The sequence below is a fragment of the Caenibius tardaugens NBRC 16725 genome, assembly GCF_003860345.1.
GTDB classification, from domain to species: domain Bacteria; phylum Pseudomonadota; class Alphaproteobacteria; order Sphingomonadales; family Sphingomonadaceae; genus Caenibius; species Caenibius tardaugens.
In genome coordinates this window covers 2,635,304-2,649,797 of sequence record NZ_CP034179.1, presented here as the reverse complement: position 1 = coordinate 2,649,797, position 14,494 = coordinate 2,635,304, and the positions used below count along the sequence as shown (strand labels likewise).

Annotated in this window: 12 protein-coding genes; 8 read left to right on the top strand and 4 right to left on the bottom strand. The window is 62.1% G+C overall.

Annotated features, from left to right (window positions below):
* Window positions 1-28: 28 nt before the first annotated feature.
* Window positions 29-1,243, top strand: coding sequence for an MFS transporter (locus tag EGO55_RS12380; RefSeq protein ID WP_021690213.1), 1,215 nt, complete (start codon window positions 29-31; stop codon window positions 1,241-1,243).
* 8 nt (window positions 1,244-1,251) lie between these two features.
* On the opposite strand, the gene EGO55_RS12375 is transcribed toward EGO55_RS12380, so the two are convergent.
* Window positions 1,252-2,565 (bottom strand): SLC13 family permease, encoded by a 1,314-nt coding sequence (locus EGO55_RS12375; protein WP_021690212.1) that lies wholly within the window; start codon window positions 2,563-2,565, stop codon window positions 1,252-1,254.
* A 101-nt stretch (window positions 2,566-2,666) separates the two neighbouring features.
* Between EGO55_RS12375 and EGO55_RS12370 the strand changes: the two genes are divergently transcribed.
* A complete protein-coding gene (locus EGO55_RS12370) occupies window positions 2,667-3,599 on the top strand; it encodes a flagellar basal body-associated FliL family protein (protein WP_040715897.1) in 933 nt (310 codons plus the stop codon).
* Between the two features lie 3 nt (window positions 3,600-3,602).
* Here EGO55_RS12370 and EGO55_RS12365 read toward each other — a convergent pair whose 3' ends face one another.
* Window positions 3,603-5,867: an arylsulfatase gene (locus EGO55_RS12365; protein ID WP_040715658.1), complete on the bottom strand. Its 2,265-nt coding sequence runs from the start codon at window positions 5,865-5,867 to the stop codon at window positions 3,603-3,605.
* A 154-nt stretch (window positions 5,868-6,021) separates the two neighbouring features.
* Here EGO55_RS12365 and EGO55_RS12360 point away from each other — a divergent pair, with 154 nt between their 5' ends.
* Complete coding sequence (locus tag EGO55_RS12360) at window positions 6,022-6,654, top strand: TetR/AcrR family transcriptional regulator (protein WP_021690209.1); 633 nt, start codon at window positions 6,022-6,024, stop codon at window positions 6,652-6,654.
* Between the two features lie 69 nt (window positions 6,655-6,723).
* On the opposite strand, the gene EGO55_RS12355 is transcribed toward EGO55_RS12360, so the two are convergent.
* Window positions 6,724-9,138, bottom strand: coding sequence for a TonB-dependent receptor (locus EGO55_RS12355; RefSeq protein WP_021690208.1), 2,415 nt, complete (start codon window positions 9,136-9,138; stop codon window positions 6,724-6,726).
* Between the two features lie 560 nt (window positions 9,139-9,698).
* Between EGO55_RS12355 and EGO55_RS12350 the strand changes: the two genes are divergently transcribed.
* On the top strand, window positions 9,699-10,319 hold the full coding sequence (locus EGO55_RS12350; protein ID WP_021690207.1) for a trimeric intracellular cation channel family protein: 621 nt from the start codon (window positions 9,699-9,701) through the stop codon (window positions 10,317-10,319).
* Between the two features lie 78 nt (window positions 10,320-10,397).
* Window positions 10,398-11,450, top strand: a complete 1,053-nt coding sequence (locus tag EGO55_RS12345; protein ID WP_021690206.1) for a metallophosphoesterase family protein — start codon at window positions 10,398-10,400, stop codon at window positions 11,448-11,450.
* 6 nt (window positions 11,451-11,456) lie between these two features.
* On the opposite strand, the gene EGO55_RS12340 is transcribed toward EGO55_RS12345, so the two are convergent.
* Window positions 11,457-12,086 (bottom strand): TetR/AcrR family transcriptional regulator, encoded by a 630-nt coding sequence (locus EGO55_RS12340; RefSeq protein ID WP_021690205.1) that lies wholly within the window; start codon window positions 12,084-12,086, stop codon window positions 11,457-11,459.
* A 200-nt stretch (window positions 12,087-12,286) separates the two neighbouring features.
* Between EGO55_RS12340 and EGO55_RS12335 the strand changes: the two genes are divergently transcribed.
* The 3 genes from EGO55_RS12335 to EGO55_RS12325 are packed head-to-tail and all read left to right on the top strand — an operon-like array spanning window position 12,287 to window position 14,417.
* Window positions 12,287-13,972 carry an N-acyl-D-amino-acid deacylase family protein gene (locus tag EGO55_RS12335; RefSeq protein WP_021690204.1) on the top strand — a complete coding sequence of 562 codons (1,686 nt, stop codon included), beginning with the start codon at window positions 12,287-12,289 and terminating at the stop codon, window positions 13,970-13,972.
* Between the two features lie 29 nt (window positions 13,973-14,001).
* Complete coding sequence (locus tag EGO55_RS12330) at window positions 14,002-14,220, top strand: hypothetical protein (protein ID WP_021690203.1); 219 nt, start codon at window positions 14,002-14,004, stop codon at window positions 14,218-14,220.
* Entirely contained in the window at window positions 14,217-14,417 is a 201-nt protein-coding gene (locus EGO55_RS12325) for a hypothetical protein (protein WP_021690202.1), read from the top strand. Before EGO55_RS12330 ends, EGO55_RS12325 begins: the two co-directional genes overlap by 4 nt.
* Window positions 14,418-14,494 lie beyond the last annotated feature (77 nt).

Here is a 14,494-nt window from a genome sequence, read left to right as displayed (position 1 = left end):
TCGCGGATTGCCGTTGTAGAGCGGCGCCATGACCCCTGCGAAAATCCAGCGAGGAACACCGGCCTACCGGCGCCTGTCCCTCTCGATGCTGCTCGCGGGCCTCGCCACTTTCGCGACCTTCTATTGCGTGCAGCCGCTGCTGCCCCTGTTCAGCAGGGATTTCGGCAAGAACGCGGAGGAAGCGAGTCTGGTCGTGTCGATCACGATCGGCCCGATGGCGGTTGCCTTGCTGGTGGCCGGTATGGTGTCCGACCGGGTGGGCCGCCGCCCGCTGATGATCGCCTCGCTATTTCTGGCCGCCCTGTTCACGCTGCTCTGCTCCATCGCCAATGGCTGGACCATGTTGCTGGCCCTGCGCCTGCTGGTCGGCGTCGCACTGGCGGGCGTTCCGGCAGTGGCCATGGCCTATATTGTCGAGGAAGTGGACGATGCGTCGGTCAGCCATGCCATGGGCCTCTATATCGGGGGCACCGCCATTGGCGGCATGTCGGGCCGGTTTCTCGGCGGATTCATGGCCGATATGGCGGGCTGGCAAGCTGCATTGGCCGCGACCGGGCTATTCATGCTGATCGCCGCGCTGGCGTTCTGGCGGTGCACCCCGCCTTCCGCGCATTTCACCCCGCGCACCGTCTCTTTTGCCGCGTTTCGCGCGGGGACAGCGCGCCTGTTTCGCGATCGTGCGATTCCCCTGCTGTTTGCGGAATCCTTCCTGCTGATGGGGGCCTTCGTCAGCATCTACAACTATCTCGGCTATCGCCTCAGCGCCGCGCCCTATGGCTTCAGCCAGACGCTGGTCAGCGCGATCTTCATTCTCTACGTGCTCGGTTCGGCCAGTTCCACGCTGGCTGGCACGCTGGCCGGACGTTTGGGCCCACGCCGCGTGCTGTGGGGTTTCCTGCTCATGATGCTGGCCGGGATCGGGATCACGGTCTTTGCCCCGCTGGCACTGGTGATCCTTGGCACCGCCGTTGTTACCGTCGGCTTCTTCGGCGCGCATTCGATCGCGTCGGCATGGGTGGGACGGCGCGCCCGTGCCGACCGGGCGCAGGGATCGTCGTTCTATCTGTTCTTCTACTATCTCGGCGGCAGTGTGCTGGGGTCAGTCGGCGGCTTTGCCTGGACCCATGCGGGATGGCCGGGGGTCGCGACCTTCACAGCCGCGCTGATCGCGCTGGCCACGCTGATCGGGCTGCAACTGGCCCGGATCGAACCCCTGCCCCCGGAAGGCAGCCCCGCCCGCTGAACGGCCCGTCAGAACGGGAAAAACACCAGAATAGCCGTGATCGCCACCGCGCCGGTCAGCACATTCAATGGCAGGCCCATCCGCACGAAGTCCATATAGCGATACCCGGCCATCTGATAGACGATGACATTGGTCTGATACCCGAACGGCGTGGCAAAGGCCGCACTGGCCGCCATCATCACCGCCACGATAAACGGGCGCGGGCTCACCCCCATGCTTTCCGCCAGGGCCACCGCAATCGGCGTGACCAGCACCGCCACCGTGGCGTTGGACAGCAGTTCGGTCAGCACCATGGTGACGATATAGAGCATGACCAGCGCCACCAGCGGGCTCAGCCCGTGGACCGAATTGATCAGCACATCCGATGCCTGTGCGGCCAGCCCGCTCTGCTCGATCGCGATCCCGATCACCACCATCCCGGCGATCAGGATCAGGATATCCGGCTTGAGCCCGCGATAGGCCTCGTCCGCGCTGATCACGCGCAAAAGGATCAGCAGCACCGCCCCGGCAAAGGCAGTGGCGGCAATCGGCGCGACATTCATTGTTGCCAGCACGATCGCCCCGGCAAACGTGCCGAGCGCGGCCCAGGCCTTCCACGGCACCAGCGGGCGGCGTTCTTCGAACACATGGGCATCGCCGACTTGCGCATTGCCGATATGCGTTTCGTCCATATGGAACGAGGAGGGCACCGGCGCCTGATCCGGTTCATCCTGATAACGGATCAGGCGCCCGCTGAAGAAGTAGAGATAGACCCCGCCCAACAGCGCCATCGGCAGGCCTACCGGCGTGATCTCAAAAATGCCGAAGCGCGGTTGCCCCGCAACGGCGGCCATATCATCGACAATCAGATTGGTGGACGTGCCGATCAGGGTACAACAGCCTGTCAGCACCGTGATGTAGGACAAGGGCATCAGGAAACGCTTGGGCGACAGCTTCATCGCGTTGGACACATCGCGAATAACCGGCGCCGCCAGCACGACAATCGGGGTGCTGTTGAGGAAGCACGAGGCCGACCCGATCATGGTCAGCATCAGCCAGATTCCCGCCGCCCCCAACCTGCGGCACATCCTGACCGCCAAGATGATCGCACGGTCCAGCAGACCGGACAGTTCCAGCGCGTAAACAATCACGAACAGCGATGCGAGCGCGATAATCGCCGGGCTGGCGAATGCGCCCTGCACATCCACCGGCCGCACGACCCCGGTCATCAACAGCACCGCCGAACCGGCCAAGGCCACGACATCAGCGCGCAACCTGTCCCAGATCAGCATGCCGACCACGGCAGCAAGAACAACCAGCGTGAGGATCTGATCTGCAGTCATCCCCTGTTGCGTTCCCCTGCCGGGGCATGAGTGTCAAGGATAATGCACTGAATTTCCTCTTTCCTCTGTCGCCTGCGACACGGGTTTGTTATGCCCCGTCCATGGTCGAACCCGAAGCCAGAACCAGCCGGATTGCCATTGCGCTCGGCTTTCTTGCGGTGCTTGCCGTGGGCGGCGGCGGGTTCCTGCTGGGCAAGACGTTCGCCCCACCTGCACCGCAGCAAGAAACCCCCGCCACGCCGGTCAAACCCGCGCCACTGCCTGCCGAAAATCCGCTGCTGGCGCGCGGCGATCTGATCACGCTGGCGAACCGTTCCGCCGATGCCTTCGCCAATGGCCAGCCCTTGCCGCTGGACGTGCGCACTGCGGTGGGGCGGCGCTTCGACATCCTTCTGCCATTCGGCTGCGACGGACCATCCACCGAAACCCGCGAACACCGCGCATACTGGACTTACGAAGAAGGCCGCAGCCGCCTGCGGGTAGAGGCAAAGCCCGCGGAATGGACCGCGCAGGACTGGAATCTGGGCGACGCGCCCGCGCTCAAGGGGGCCACGCTTCAAGGTATCGAGGGTTTCTGGATAACCCGTCCCTGGTCGAGCGAGGGCACATGCGCTGCGCATCCCGCCCCCCCGGCTTCGGCTCCCGTGCCCACAGCAGCGGCAGAGGAAACCCCTAAGCCTGCATCCGATCAGAATCTGCCCGCCAATCTTCCGGGCGAACCGGAAGAAACGCTGGCCATCGCGCAGTTTTTTACGGCGGACGGCGCGCCCGGCATCCGCCGTTCGGGGCGGCCCTACAGCATCGTCGCGCGGATCGCCCCCGATCAGTTCAATGCCGCGCAAGGATTCCGCCTGCGCCTGACCGGGCGGATCGATCGCACGCCCACCGGCGAGCCGGTGCAATGCGTTCAGCGGGGCGGCGCGGACCAGCGGCCCGCCTGCGTGATTGCCACCGTGCTGGATGAAGTGCGGGTGGAAAACCCCGCCACCAGCGCGACGCTCGCCACGTGGAGCGCCACGCACACCGCCCGCTAGCGCCTAGCGGGTAATCCGCACCTCCTCGATATCGCCGGTGAAGGGAAACCGGCCGGTGTAGCCCTTCCCCACGGGCGTGCCGCAATTCTGCCCCACGCAGAATGCCCCCAGATAGGATGGCATGAAAATGCGCGGCACGGGGCCACTGCCGACCTCCGTGCCATTGACCAGCAGGTGGCCGATCTGCGTGCCATTCTCCGCCGCCAGCACGAACGAAACCTCGGCCGGGCCAGCAGGCAGCGCCGCAGCCGAACGGATGGTATCGTAGCGCACATCCGCGAAATTGTTCTCGTAAACGAGATAGCCGTCCTTGAGATAGAGTGTGAAACCGCCATCGCGCGCGCCGTTGGAGGCGATCACCCCTTGCGCACCCTGCGCTGGCACCGTGATTTTCGCATCGATCCGGTGCGGGCCGATCAGCATCGGCATGCCGTAGAGCGAGGGGATCGGCGCACCGCCACGCTTGAACACGAATTCCTTGCGCCCGCGTTCCAGCGAAGGCTGGATGTTCATCAGCGTGGAACTCATCGTCTGCAGGGTCAGTGGCGTAGCTGAATTGCGCGCGGATTCGCTTTCGTAAAGCGCCTGCAGTTCCTTCAGCTTTTCAGGATTGCGTGCCGCCAGATCGGTGGCTTGCGAGAAATCCTGGTCGAGATTGTACAGTTCCCACTTGTCCGCGCTGAGCGGCTTGTCCGCCTCGTGCAACAACCACGGGGTGTGATGGCGCGCGCCCGCCATCCATCCATTGGAGTAAATTCCGCGATTGGCATGCATTTCAAAATATTGCGTTCGTGGCGCCTGCGGCGCAGCGCCCTTGAAAGAGGTCGCGAAGCTGATGCCGTCGATGCTCATCTGGTCCACCCCGTCAACCGCTTGGGGCGGGATGATCCCGATGATCTCGTACAGCGTCGGCGCCACGTCGATCACATGCGTCCAGGTGGAACGGATTTCACCGCCCTTCGCGATATGGCCCGGCCAGCTCACCACCATCGGGTTGCGCACACCGCCCAGATGCGATGCGATCTGCTTGGTCCACTGGAATGGCGTATCGCTGGCCCAGGCCCAGGCGCTGGCGAAATGGTTGTCGGCCTTGTCACCGCCCAAATCGCCCATCCGGGCAAGCTGCTGGTCCAGCGGCTGCCCCTTGCCGGTGATCATGTCGAAGAGATTGCGATCCGATCCGTCCAGCCCGCCTTCTGCCGACGCGCCATTATCGCCCATGATGTAGATCACCAGCGTATTGTCGCCGCCCGGCCCCTTGCGCGCTTCCGCGATCATCCGGCCCACTTCGTAATCGGTCTGTTCAAGGAACGCGGCATAGACTTCCATCTGCCGCGCATAGAGCCGTTTGGCATCCGTGCTCATCGCATCCCATGCGGGCAGTTCGGCCGGGCGTTCGGTCAGTTTGGCGTGCTTGGGAATGATGCCCAGTTTCTTCTGCCGGGCGAAAGTCAGCTTGCGCATGGCATCCCAGCCGCCGTCGAACTTGCCGCGATACTTCGCGATCCATTCTGGCCCGACCTGGTGCGGCGCATGTGTCGCCCCCGGCGCGAAATAGAGAAAATAGGGCTTGCCCGGCGCCAGCGACTGGTGGGTATGCAGCCAGTTGATCGCATCGTCGGCCATGTCGGTATTGATGTGATAGCCCGGCTTTTCCGGTGCGGTCTGCGACACCGTGTTACGATAGAGGATCGGTTGCCACTGGTCCGCTTCCCCGCCCATGAAGCCGTAGAAATACTCAAACCCCAGCCCCGTGGGCCAACGGTCGAACGGACCCACCGGGCTGGCTTCCCAGTTGGGCGTATTATGCCACTTGCCAAAAGCCGATGTGCTGTACCCGTTATCCTTCAGCACGCGCGCGACCGAGGCGGCCGAGCGGGGCCAGATGCCGTTATAGCCATCGACCGGCTTTTCCTGCCCCGAAACATTGCCGAATTGCACGCGATGCTGATTACGTCCGGTCAGCAGCGCCGCGCGTGTGGGGGAGCAGACCGCCGTGGTGTGGAAACGGTTGTAACGCAGCCCTTCCCCGGCGAGTTGGTCAAACACGGGCGTGGCGATCGGCCCGCCAAACGAACTGGCAGCCCCGAACCCGACATCATCCAGCAGAATGAGAATGACATTCGGTGCGTTCTTCGGCGCTTCCGGCTGTTTCCAGTCTGCCACCGCCTGCGGGGCGGCATCCTGCGCCGCCAGTGGGCTGCCCATCATCGCCCCCAGCGCGATCGCCATACCCCCCGCCATTGTGCGCAAACGCCTGCTGCCCATCGAAACTCCCCTTCTGTGTTTGCCGTTCCGGCCTCTGCCGCGAAGCCGCGAATTCCGCCTTGTTCGTTGATTAAGTGTTGCCACTTAACAAACTTGTTCCTAATGCGGCGGCGTTTCGCCCACAAGCGAAAATCGCCATCCATCGGGAGCGATCATGTTCGAAAGCCGACGCTGCACCATTCCCGACATCACCGGCCAGGAAGGCACGCGCGAGCGGTTGATGATGGCGGGTGAGGCGCTGATGGGCCGCCGCGGGCTGGGCGAAGTCCCGCTGGAAGAAATCGCGGTCCGCGCCCAGCAGCGCAACAAATATGCCGTGCAGTACCATTTCGAAAGCCGCGAAGGACTGGCGCAGGCAATCATGGATGTGCGTTTCCGGCGGATCGAAATGCGCCGTGGAGAACTGCGCCGGGTGATCGATCCCGACGATCTCGACGCCATTTTTGCCGCGTTTCTCTTCCCGCTGGCCGAACAGACGGATCACATGGGAAACCGCTCTTTCGCGCGCTTTCTTCTGCAATTCATCGCACGCGATGAACCGCTGAAACAGATCATGCATCCGGTCACGGCGGCACAGGACACCAGCCCCACAGTGGCGCTGTTCACATTGGCCTGCGCGGCATCGGGCATCGATGCAGGGGCGCTGTATCAGCGGATTCAGCTGTTTCTGCCGGTGCCCCTGCGCTTTCTTGCCGACCAGCCGGGTGGGCTGGATCAGCCCGTCATCCCGGAAGGCTTCCCGGCCCTGATCCGGATGTTGACGGCGGCCCTGTCTGTCAGGGTGTGAATATCCCCTGGCCCGAACGAGAAAGGGCGGGACCGAAGCCCCGCCCTTTCCTTTGCTATCCTGCGTTGGTCAGAAAGCGAAATTGACTTCCAGACCATAAGTCCGGCCATTGATGTACTGGATCGTCTGCACGATCGCCGTCGGACCGAACAGGCCCACATCGTCCTTGTCGAACAGGTTCTGGCCCCACAGGGATACGCCGACTTTCGAACCGAACACCGGCATATCGACCAGACCGATACGCCCATCAACAATCCAGTGCGCCTTGGAAACGGCGCGTGCCGCAAGGTCTGCACCGTCAGGCGGGAACGTACCCAGCGCCACCGTAGAACGATAGCGCGCATCGAGCCGCGCCATGGCATGACCGCCCGATGAAAACTCGGGGAAATTGTACTGACCCGAGAGACGCATGTTCCATTTCGGCGAATAGGTCGGCTGCGCCAGATCGGCAACGTTTTCCACGCCGCCGCCAGCAGCAGCCGAGAAGTATTCCTTGTACTTGAAGTTGGTGTAGCCGAAGTTCGCTTCCAGCGTCAGACCATCGGTTGGAACGGCGGTGAATTCCGCTTCCCAACCCCAAATCCGCGCCTTGCCCGCGTTTTCGAAACGTTGCACGCCATCCTGGAACGTCTGGATCTGCATGTCCTTGTAGTCCATCAGATAGGCGGACAGGTTGGCACGCAAACGCCGGTCGAACAATTCGGTTTTCAGACCGAGTTCGTAAGACGTCAGCTTTTCCGGATCGTAGGGGATGGCGCTCAGGATACCGCCGGCCACATAACCGGTCGAAATCTTCGCATAACCGGTGATATCACTGGTCGGACGATAGGTCGCGATTGCGGTATAAGTGAATTCGTTGAACGTCTTGCGATAGGTGCCCGGCGGCAGGATGCCCCCGCTGCCCAGCCCAGGCGCGCCGGTCGCAATCAGTTCCATCTTGCGCTTGTCCTTGGTGAAACGGCCACCAAGCGCGATGTCGAATTTGTCGGTAACGTGGAACGTGCCCTGCGCATAGGCAGCGTAGGACTTGTTCGTGGCGATATTGACGTTGATCCCGCTGCCGAACACCGAGTCAAACGGTGTCGGAACGACCATGCCATTCACTGTCGGCTGCATCACCCCAAGCACGTTCATGGCTGGTGACCGTTCACGGAAATAGAATGCCCCGAACGTCATGTCGAACACGCTGCTGGTATAGATGCCCTGCAATTCCTGCGTGAACTGCTTCTGCGAGGTGCTACGGGCCGTCAGCAGGGTGTAAAGCCGATCGTTCGGGCCTGGCGCGTTGGCGGGATTGAGAATAATCGCCATCTTTTCGGGCGTGGTCAGCGTCTGGCTCAACAAGGTACCGAGTTGCAATGGCGTGAAGCGCAGGCCACCCGTACCGGCAAGGTCGAAGGCGTTGGGCTTCTGCTTGAACTTGCGATAGCCGGAAATGCTCTTGAACGTGAGATTGTCGCTCGCTTCCCAAGCCAGTGTCAGGTTGTGCCCCTGCACGGTCAGCGGCTGCACCGATGTCGAGTTGGCCACCGTTTTCAGCGGATGGCTCCCCACAAGATTGGTCGTCCCACCAAAGTATGGCTGCAGGGCAAAAATACCCGCAGTCATACCGGCGAGCGCCCCGGTGTGGCCCAGCACCTGCACCGGCGCACCCACCGTCTTGCTGTCGGTATAATCGAAGCGGTAATCCGCCGTCACACTGCCCAGATCGAGATGTGCAGCCAACTGGAATGCATCGACATTGCGCGCGCCCAGACGATCCGCATAAGTCAGCGTCCCGAAGCTCGGGATGCGGAGGCTGTAATTCATCTTCTGGCCGCCGAGGATATTCTTCATCCAGCCGTGCGATTCATCGTGCAGGTAGGAGAACTTCATCGATAGCGGGCCCATGGCGGGCAGGTTCACCGTTGTGCGCAGACGCAGGGAATCCTGATTGCCGTAGGACGCCATTGCCTTGACGCCGAATTCACCCGTGGGTTTGGCCGTGACGAGGCTGATCGCGCCGCCCGTGGCATTGCGTCCGAACAGGGTGCCCTGCGGACCGCGCAGGACTTCGACCTGCTGGATATCGGCAAGATCGAAAATCGCGCCCACCGAACGGCCGATGTACACACCATCGAGATAGACGCCGATCTTGGGGTCTACCGCGTTATCGGACGTACCCGAGTTGATCCCGCGCATGGAGATGGTCGGGATCGACTGGATGCCCTGCGATGAAATCTGCAGGTTCGGCGCAAGCCCCGAAAGGTTCTGCACGTCCTTGACGCGCATGTTGTCCAGTGTGTTGCTGTCCAGCGCGGTAACGGCAACAGGCACATCCTGGATGTTTTCCGCACGCCGCTGCGCCGTCACCACGATTTCGCCGAGACCGCCGGATCGCGCGCCCTGTTCTTCTGTTGCCTGGGCTGCTGCCAGACCTGGCATTGCGACACATGCCACAATCGCAACCGCTGCGGATTGCACCAGCAGATTGTTCTTTTTCATCCTCCCAACCTCTCCTTTTTACAGTGGTTTTTACTTCGTCATTTTTATTACGTAAGTAATGCATCAAATCACTGAATCATAATTTCCAGACCGCCTGATTATTCAGGTCACATCCGGAAACAGGCGACAGAAATCGCCGAAAAACGCCCTTGCAAAGGGATGACTTCAGCCATGCAAAGAACCGGACCTGCCGAATATTTCACTACGTCCACCATGGCGCGCACTGACAAGATTATCGGGATTATCCGTCCGCCGGATCAACGGGAATATCGGCAACGCCTGATTGCCCCCATCCAACGGCTTACACGCAAAGCCACCTCCCTCGCTATTTTATTACTTTATGGCACGTATTGTTACCGCCGATTTCCAGATTCGCAAGATGCAAATCCGCATTAAGGCAACGCCATGCCCGACCGATGCCAAACTGCATCAATTGCGCGCGTTACGAGATACTCAGACGCGCAAAGAATGCGACCGGGTTATCGTTTTCTTGGCGCATCGGACAATGCGTCCTATCGAGGCATCGAACGCACCACCGGAACAAATGAGTAGCCGCCACCATGCCCGTTACGGAATTGCCTGCCCTGCTCGGCATCATGGATCTTGTAGGCATCGCAATCTTCGCGCTGTGCGGTGCGGTGCTTGCCGCGCGGCTGCAGCAGACATTCGTCACCATGGCGTTCTTTGCATTGGTGACCGGCGTTGGCGGCGGATCGGTGCGCGACCTGCTGATCGGCGCCCCGGTGTTCTGGATTCACGACCCGTGGGTGGCGCCGGTCTGCATGGGCATTGCCATACTGGTCTGGTTCACCCCGCACCGCCTGTGGGACGGGGCCTTGCTCGAATGGGCTGATGCCGCGGGGCTGGCGGCCTATGCCGTGCTGGGTACGGCCAAGGCGCTCGAATATGGCGTGGCCCCTGTGACTGCGGCCCTGATGGGGGTCATCACCGGCTGCGTGGGGGGCATCATCCGCGATATTCTGGCCGGGCGCCCCTCGATCGTGATGCGGCCGGAACTCTATGTCACCGCCGCCGCGTTGTCCGCCATTCTCTGCGCAGTCGGCACAGTTCTGGATGGAACCAACTGGCTGGTCTGGGGCCTATCTGCCGCCGCTGGCTTTGCCCTGCGCGGCGCAGCCATTCACTGGGGCCTTGCGATTCCCGCCTATCGCCATCGCTGAGACCCATCGGCCCGATATCGGGATAACCGACCCAATCAAAGATCCGCACAGCGGACATCAATGGAGAGAGAAACCACGATGCAATACACAGTCTGCACCGCGCGCCGCCTGCGCCGCCTGGCCATACTGGCCGCAACACTTCTGACCACTGCGGCGACCGCAGGCGGCACCCACCCCGCCTTCGTACCCGACGTGAAAGACACGGCTGCGGCAGGGTGGACCAAGGCACCAGAAGCCAAACCGGAAACGATCCGTTTCGCGGTGATTGGCGATCGCACCGGCCTTGCCCGTCCCGGCGTGTTCGAACAGGCGGTGAAACAGGCTGACGGGCTAAGGCCCGAATTCGTCATCAACGTCGGCGATCTCATCGAAGGCTACACCTCCGACGCGGGCGAACTGGCCCGGGAATGGCAGCATATCGACGCCGCCATCGCCGCGACCAAAACACCGTTCTTCTTCGTTGCCGGCAATCACGATATCGGCAACCAGTTGATGCTGGACTATTGGCGCGAAAAGCGCGGCGAACCCTACTACGCCTTCACCTGGAAGGGGGCACTGTTCCTCGTGCTCGACACCGAAGACCCGCCTGTCGACATGCCGGGCGATTACGCGGCCCAGTTCCACACGCTGGCCAAGGCCATGCAGACCGACCCCAAAGGCACGGAAGCCAAATTGCACGAAGTGCTGGCGGGCGTGAACGCCAGCCGGGGCAGCGGCGAATCAGACCCCGCGATGAAAGCGATGGAAGGCGCGCGCTTCAGCGAAAAGCAGGTCGCATGGGCGCTGGACGTGCTGGCGCGGCACAAGAACGCACGTTGGACATTCGTGCTTATGCACAAACCCGCATGGACGCTGAATTCCGCCGAATTCACCCGCATCGAAACCGCGCTGGGCACGCGCGGCTATACCGTGATCGCCGGGCACAACCATTACTACAAACAGGAAACCCGCAATGGCCGCGATTACCTGACCATGGGCACCGCCGGGGCGGTATCGCACCAGCATGGCCCGGGCGAGATGGATCACCTCGCGTGGATCACCGTGGATGATGCGGGGCCTGCCATCTCGCTGTTGAAGCTCAACGGCATTCTCGACCGCAACGGCGAAAGCGGGCAGACGCTGGCGAAATAACGCGCCTCAGCGCACTTCGGCCCCCCGGACGACAATGTCGACAATATGTTCGATATCGATCGTCCGGGCGGGCAGCGAACTGAACAATTTGCCGTAGATGATCGCGCCCACCGCGATATCGAACAGGGCATCGCTGTCCACCGCGTGCCGCACCATGCCCTGCGCCTTGCCCTTGTCGATCGTCTGGCGGAACGCGGTGCGGGCGTCCCGCTCCAGCCCGGCTTCCAGTTCGCCGCGCAACGCAGGGTCGCGCTGCCATGCGACCAGCGCCCCGATCGAGGCCGCACCGATCGCCTTCTGGCTGTAGCGGTCATACAATTGGCGCAGTACGGCCAGGATTTCGCCCTCCAGCCCTTCTTCCTCGATCACATCGGGGAATTGCTGATCGCCGCGCGTGGCGATCGCGGTGACCAGATGCGCCTTGCTGGGCCACCGGCGATAGATCGATACGCGCGAAACACCGGCCGCCTGCGCCACCGCTTCAAACGTCAGGGCGTCGAAACCCTGCGCCGCCAGAATATCGCTCGCCGCGGCGAGAATGGCGGCATCGTTGGCGGGATTACGGGGCCGCCCACGGGCGCGCTGTCCGGGCCCATCGTCCCGTTCCCGCTTTTCCCCGCGCGCCAACAAGGCCATGCTGATCTCCATACGAATGCCAGACACCGCTCTAGCGCCCAAGCCGCGCATTCGACAAAGATTAAATTACACCTTGTTCAGTATATCGGAATATCATACGTTACACCTTGTACTGCAAATGGGATGCTTCCGGGTGATTCCCGCCCCTTTGCGGAAAATATCCTGCCAAAATATCAGGCCGACAATTCTGGGAGAGAGTTATGCGTTTCGATCTGCTCATCAAGAATGCGCGCATCTGCGATGGTTCCGGCGGGCCATCCTTCACCGGCTCGGTCGCTGTGCGCGACGGGCAGATTGTCGCGGTGGGCGATGTTTCGGGCGATGCGGCAGAAGCGATTGATGCCGATGGGCTCGTGCTTTCGCCGGGGTTCATCGATCCGCATACCCATTACGATGCGCAGCTGGTCTGGGACGGTCTGGCCGAACCCGCGCTGGAACACGGGGTCACCACGATCGTTCCGGGCAACTGTTCACTCAGCCTCGCCCCCCTGCGCGCCGAACACCGCGAACTCCTCGGCGCGACGTTCCGCAAGATCGAGGAAATGCCCAAGAACGCCTTCGATGCCGGGCTCACCTGGAACTGGGAAACCTTCGGCGAATATGTTGCAACCATCCGCGGTGAACTGGGCATCAACGTGGCGCCGCTGGTCGGCCACAGTCTCCTGCGTCTGTGGGTCATGGGCGAAGAGGCACGCAAACGCCCCGCCACCGATGCGGAACTTGCCGCGATGCAGGAAGCGCTGGCGGAATGCCTGCGCGATGGCGCAATCGGGATGAGCGGTTCGTGGGTCGATATCGACCATGAAAATATGCCGGTGCCCGCGCGCCTGGCCGAACCGCGCGAACTGGACGCGCTGTGTGCCACCCTGGGTGAACATGGGGCCATCCTGCAGATCGTGCCCGAATTCTGGGACCCGGATCTGCTCTGCGCCCGGATCGACATCATGGCCGATCTTTCGCGCAAGCATGACATTACCGTCACCTTCTCGCCCCTGTTCGACAGCAATTCGGCCCCCGATCTGGTCGATATCGCGCATGAACGGATTCGCTTGCAGACCGCCTTCGGCGCCCGCGTTGTGCCGCAGATGCAGACCCGCCCGATCGACCTTTCGTTTGATCTGACCGCGCCGATGTCCACATTCGCCACGCTGCCGACCTGGTGGGCAACCACGCTGCTGCCCCACGAGGAAAAACTGGTGAAGCTGCGCGATCCGGACCATCGCGAAAAGCTGAAGGCCGAAATCGAAAACTTCATGATGCCCATCGGGCTGGACATCGATTTCGCCGATGCCTTCATCAAGCGCCCCGGCGCCAACACCGGCCATCTGGTTGGCCGCCGCGTGGGCGATATCGCGCAGGAACGCGGTGTCCATCTGGCCGAAGCCATCATCGACATCGCGCTGGATGACGATCTGCAGACCTCGTTCGGGCTGGAAGCGCTGGGCCACAGCCGTACGGAAAAGATCGCCCGCTTCCTCGCCGATCCGCTGATCGGGATTGGCGCGGGCGATGGCGGGGCGCACGTCACCAACTTTTCCACTTATGGCGATACCGGCTATCTGTTCAGCCATTATGTCCGCGAACTCGGCGCAATGTCGGTCGAACAGGCGGTGCATAAGCTGACCTATGATGTCGCCCGCATCTGGGGGATCAAAGATCGCGGTCTGGTGAAACCCGGCTATGCCGCCGATCTGGTACTGTTCGATCCGGCAACTATCGATCGCGGCCCGGAAATCGCCGTCGATGACCTGCCCGCACCCGGTTTCCGCTTCATCCGCCGCGCTGAAGGCGTGCGCGAAGTGTTCGTCAATGGCCAGCGCGCCTATCACGCCGACACCGGCTATACCGACAACCGCACCGGCGCCGTCGTGCCGCAGGCCGCCTGACCCCGTCGAGACAGGAAGAAACCAGAACCATGCAAAATACTGTCAACATTCCGCCCCGGCGCGCGTTCACCCAGCCTTTGGCCGGCGAAACCTGGGACAGCCTTGCCAAACGCCTGTTCCCGGAAGAACCCGTGGAACAGGCCATCCAGAAACTGCAAAGCTGGAACCTGTTTCTCGCCTTCCGGCCCGGCGGCGGCGGCATGACCCCGTCCGACATCGTATTCGTGGAAGCACCGCGCGCGGCATGACCGCGAAAATCGAAGCTATTGGCTTTACCGCCACGCATGACGGGGAGGTCGCTCTGGCGGTCCTCCTCCGTTTTCCCAATGGCGGCACCTCGCAGGTCCAGATTCTGAGCGAGGATGTCGCCAAAGTGCTCAAGAACGCGAATGTGGCCGCGGCAAACGACCTCGTCGGCATGCCGTGGAGCGTTCTGAACATCTGAAACCCTGAACATCTACCCCCGCGCCCTGCCCGTGATTTCCGGGCATTGCGCAGCGATTAAGGCTGATGCCTTCAGGC

What these genes read in the sequence shown, in the direction of transcription:
- EGO55_RS12380 (WP_021690213.1), top strand. Translation starts at nt 29, where the DNA reads ATGACCCCTGCGAAAATCCAGCGAGGAACACCGGCCTACCGGCGCCTG.
- EGO55_RS12375 (WP_021690212.1), bottom strand. Translation starts at nt 2,565, where the DNA reads ATGACTGCAGATCAGATCCTCACGCTGGTTGTTCTTGCTGCCGTGGTC.
- EGO55_RS12370 (WP_040715897.1), top strand. Translation starts at nt 2,667, where the DNA reads ATGGTCGAACCCGAAGCCAGAACCAGCCGGATTGCCATTGCGCTCGGC.
- EGO55_RS12365 (WP_040715658.1), bottom strand. Translation starts at nt 5,867, where the DNA reads ATGGGCAGCAGGCGTTTGCGCACAATGGCGGGGGGTATGGCGATCGCG.
- EGO55_RS12360 (WP_021690209.1), top strand. Translation starts at nt 6,022, where the DNA reads ATGTTCGAAAGCCGACGCTGCACCATTCCCGACATCACCGGCCAGGAA.
- EGO55_RS12355 (WP_021690208.1), bottom strand. Translation starts at nt 9,138, where the DNA reads ATGAAAAAGAACAATCTGCTGGTGCAATCCGCAGCGGTTGCGATTGTG.
- EGO55_RS12350 (WP_021690207.1), top strand. Translation starts at nt 9,699, where the DNA reads ATGCCCGTTACGGAATTGCCTGCCCTGCTCGGCATCATGGATCTTGTA.
- EGO55_RS12345 (WP_021690206.1), top strand. Translation starts at nt 10,398, where the DNA reads ATGCAATACACAGTCTGCACCGCGCGCCGCCTGCGCCGCCTGGCCATA.
- EGO55_RS12340 (WP_021690205.1), bottom strand. Translation starts at nt 12,086, where the DNA reads ATGGCCTTGTTGGCGCGCGGGGAAAAGCGGGAACGGGACGATGGGCCC.
- EGO55_RS12335 (WP_021690204.1), top strand. Translation starts at nt 12,287, where the DNA reads ATGCGTTTCGATCTGCTCATCAAGAATGCGCGCATCTGCGATGGTTCC.
- EGO55_RS12330 (WP_021690203.1), top strand. Translation starts at nt 14,002, where the DNA reads ATGCAAAATACTGTCAACATTCCGCCCCGGCGCGCGTTCACCCAGCCT.
- EGO55_RS12325 (WP_021690202.1), top strand. Translation starts at nt 14,217, where the DNA reads ATGACCGCGAAAATCGAAGCTATTGGCTTTACCGCCACGCATGACGGG.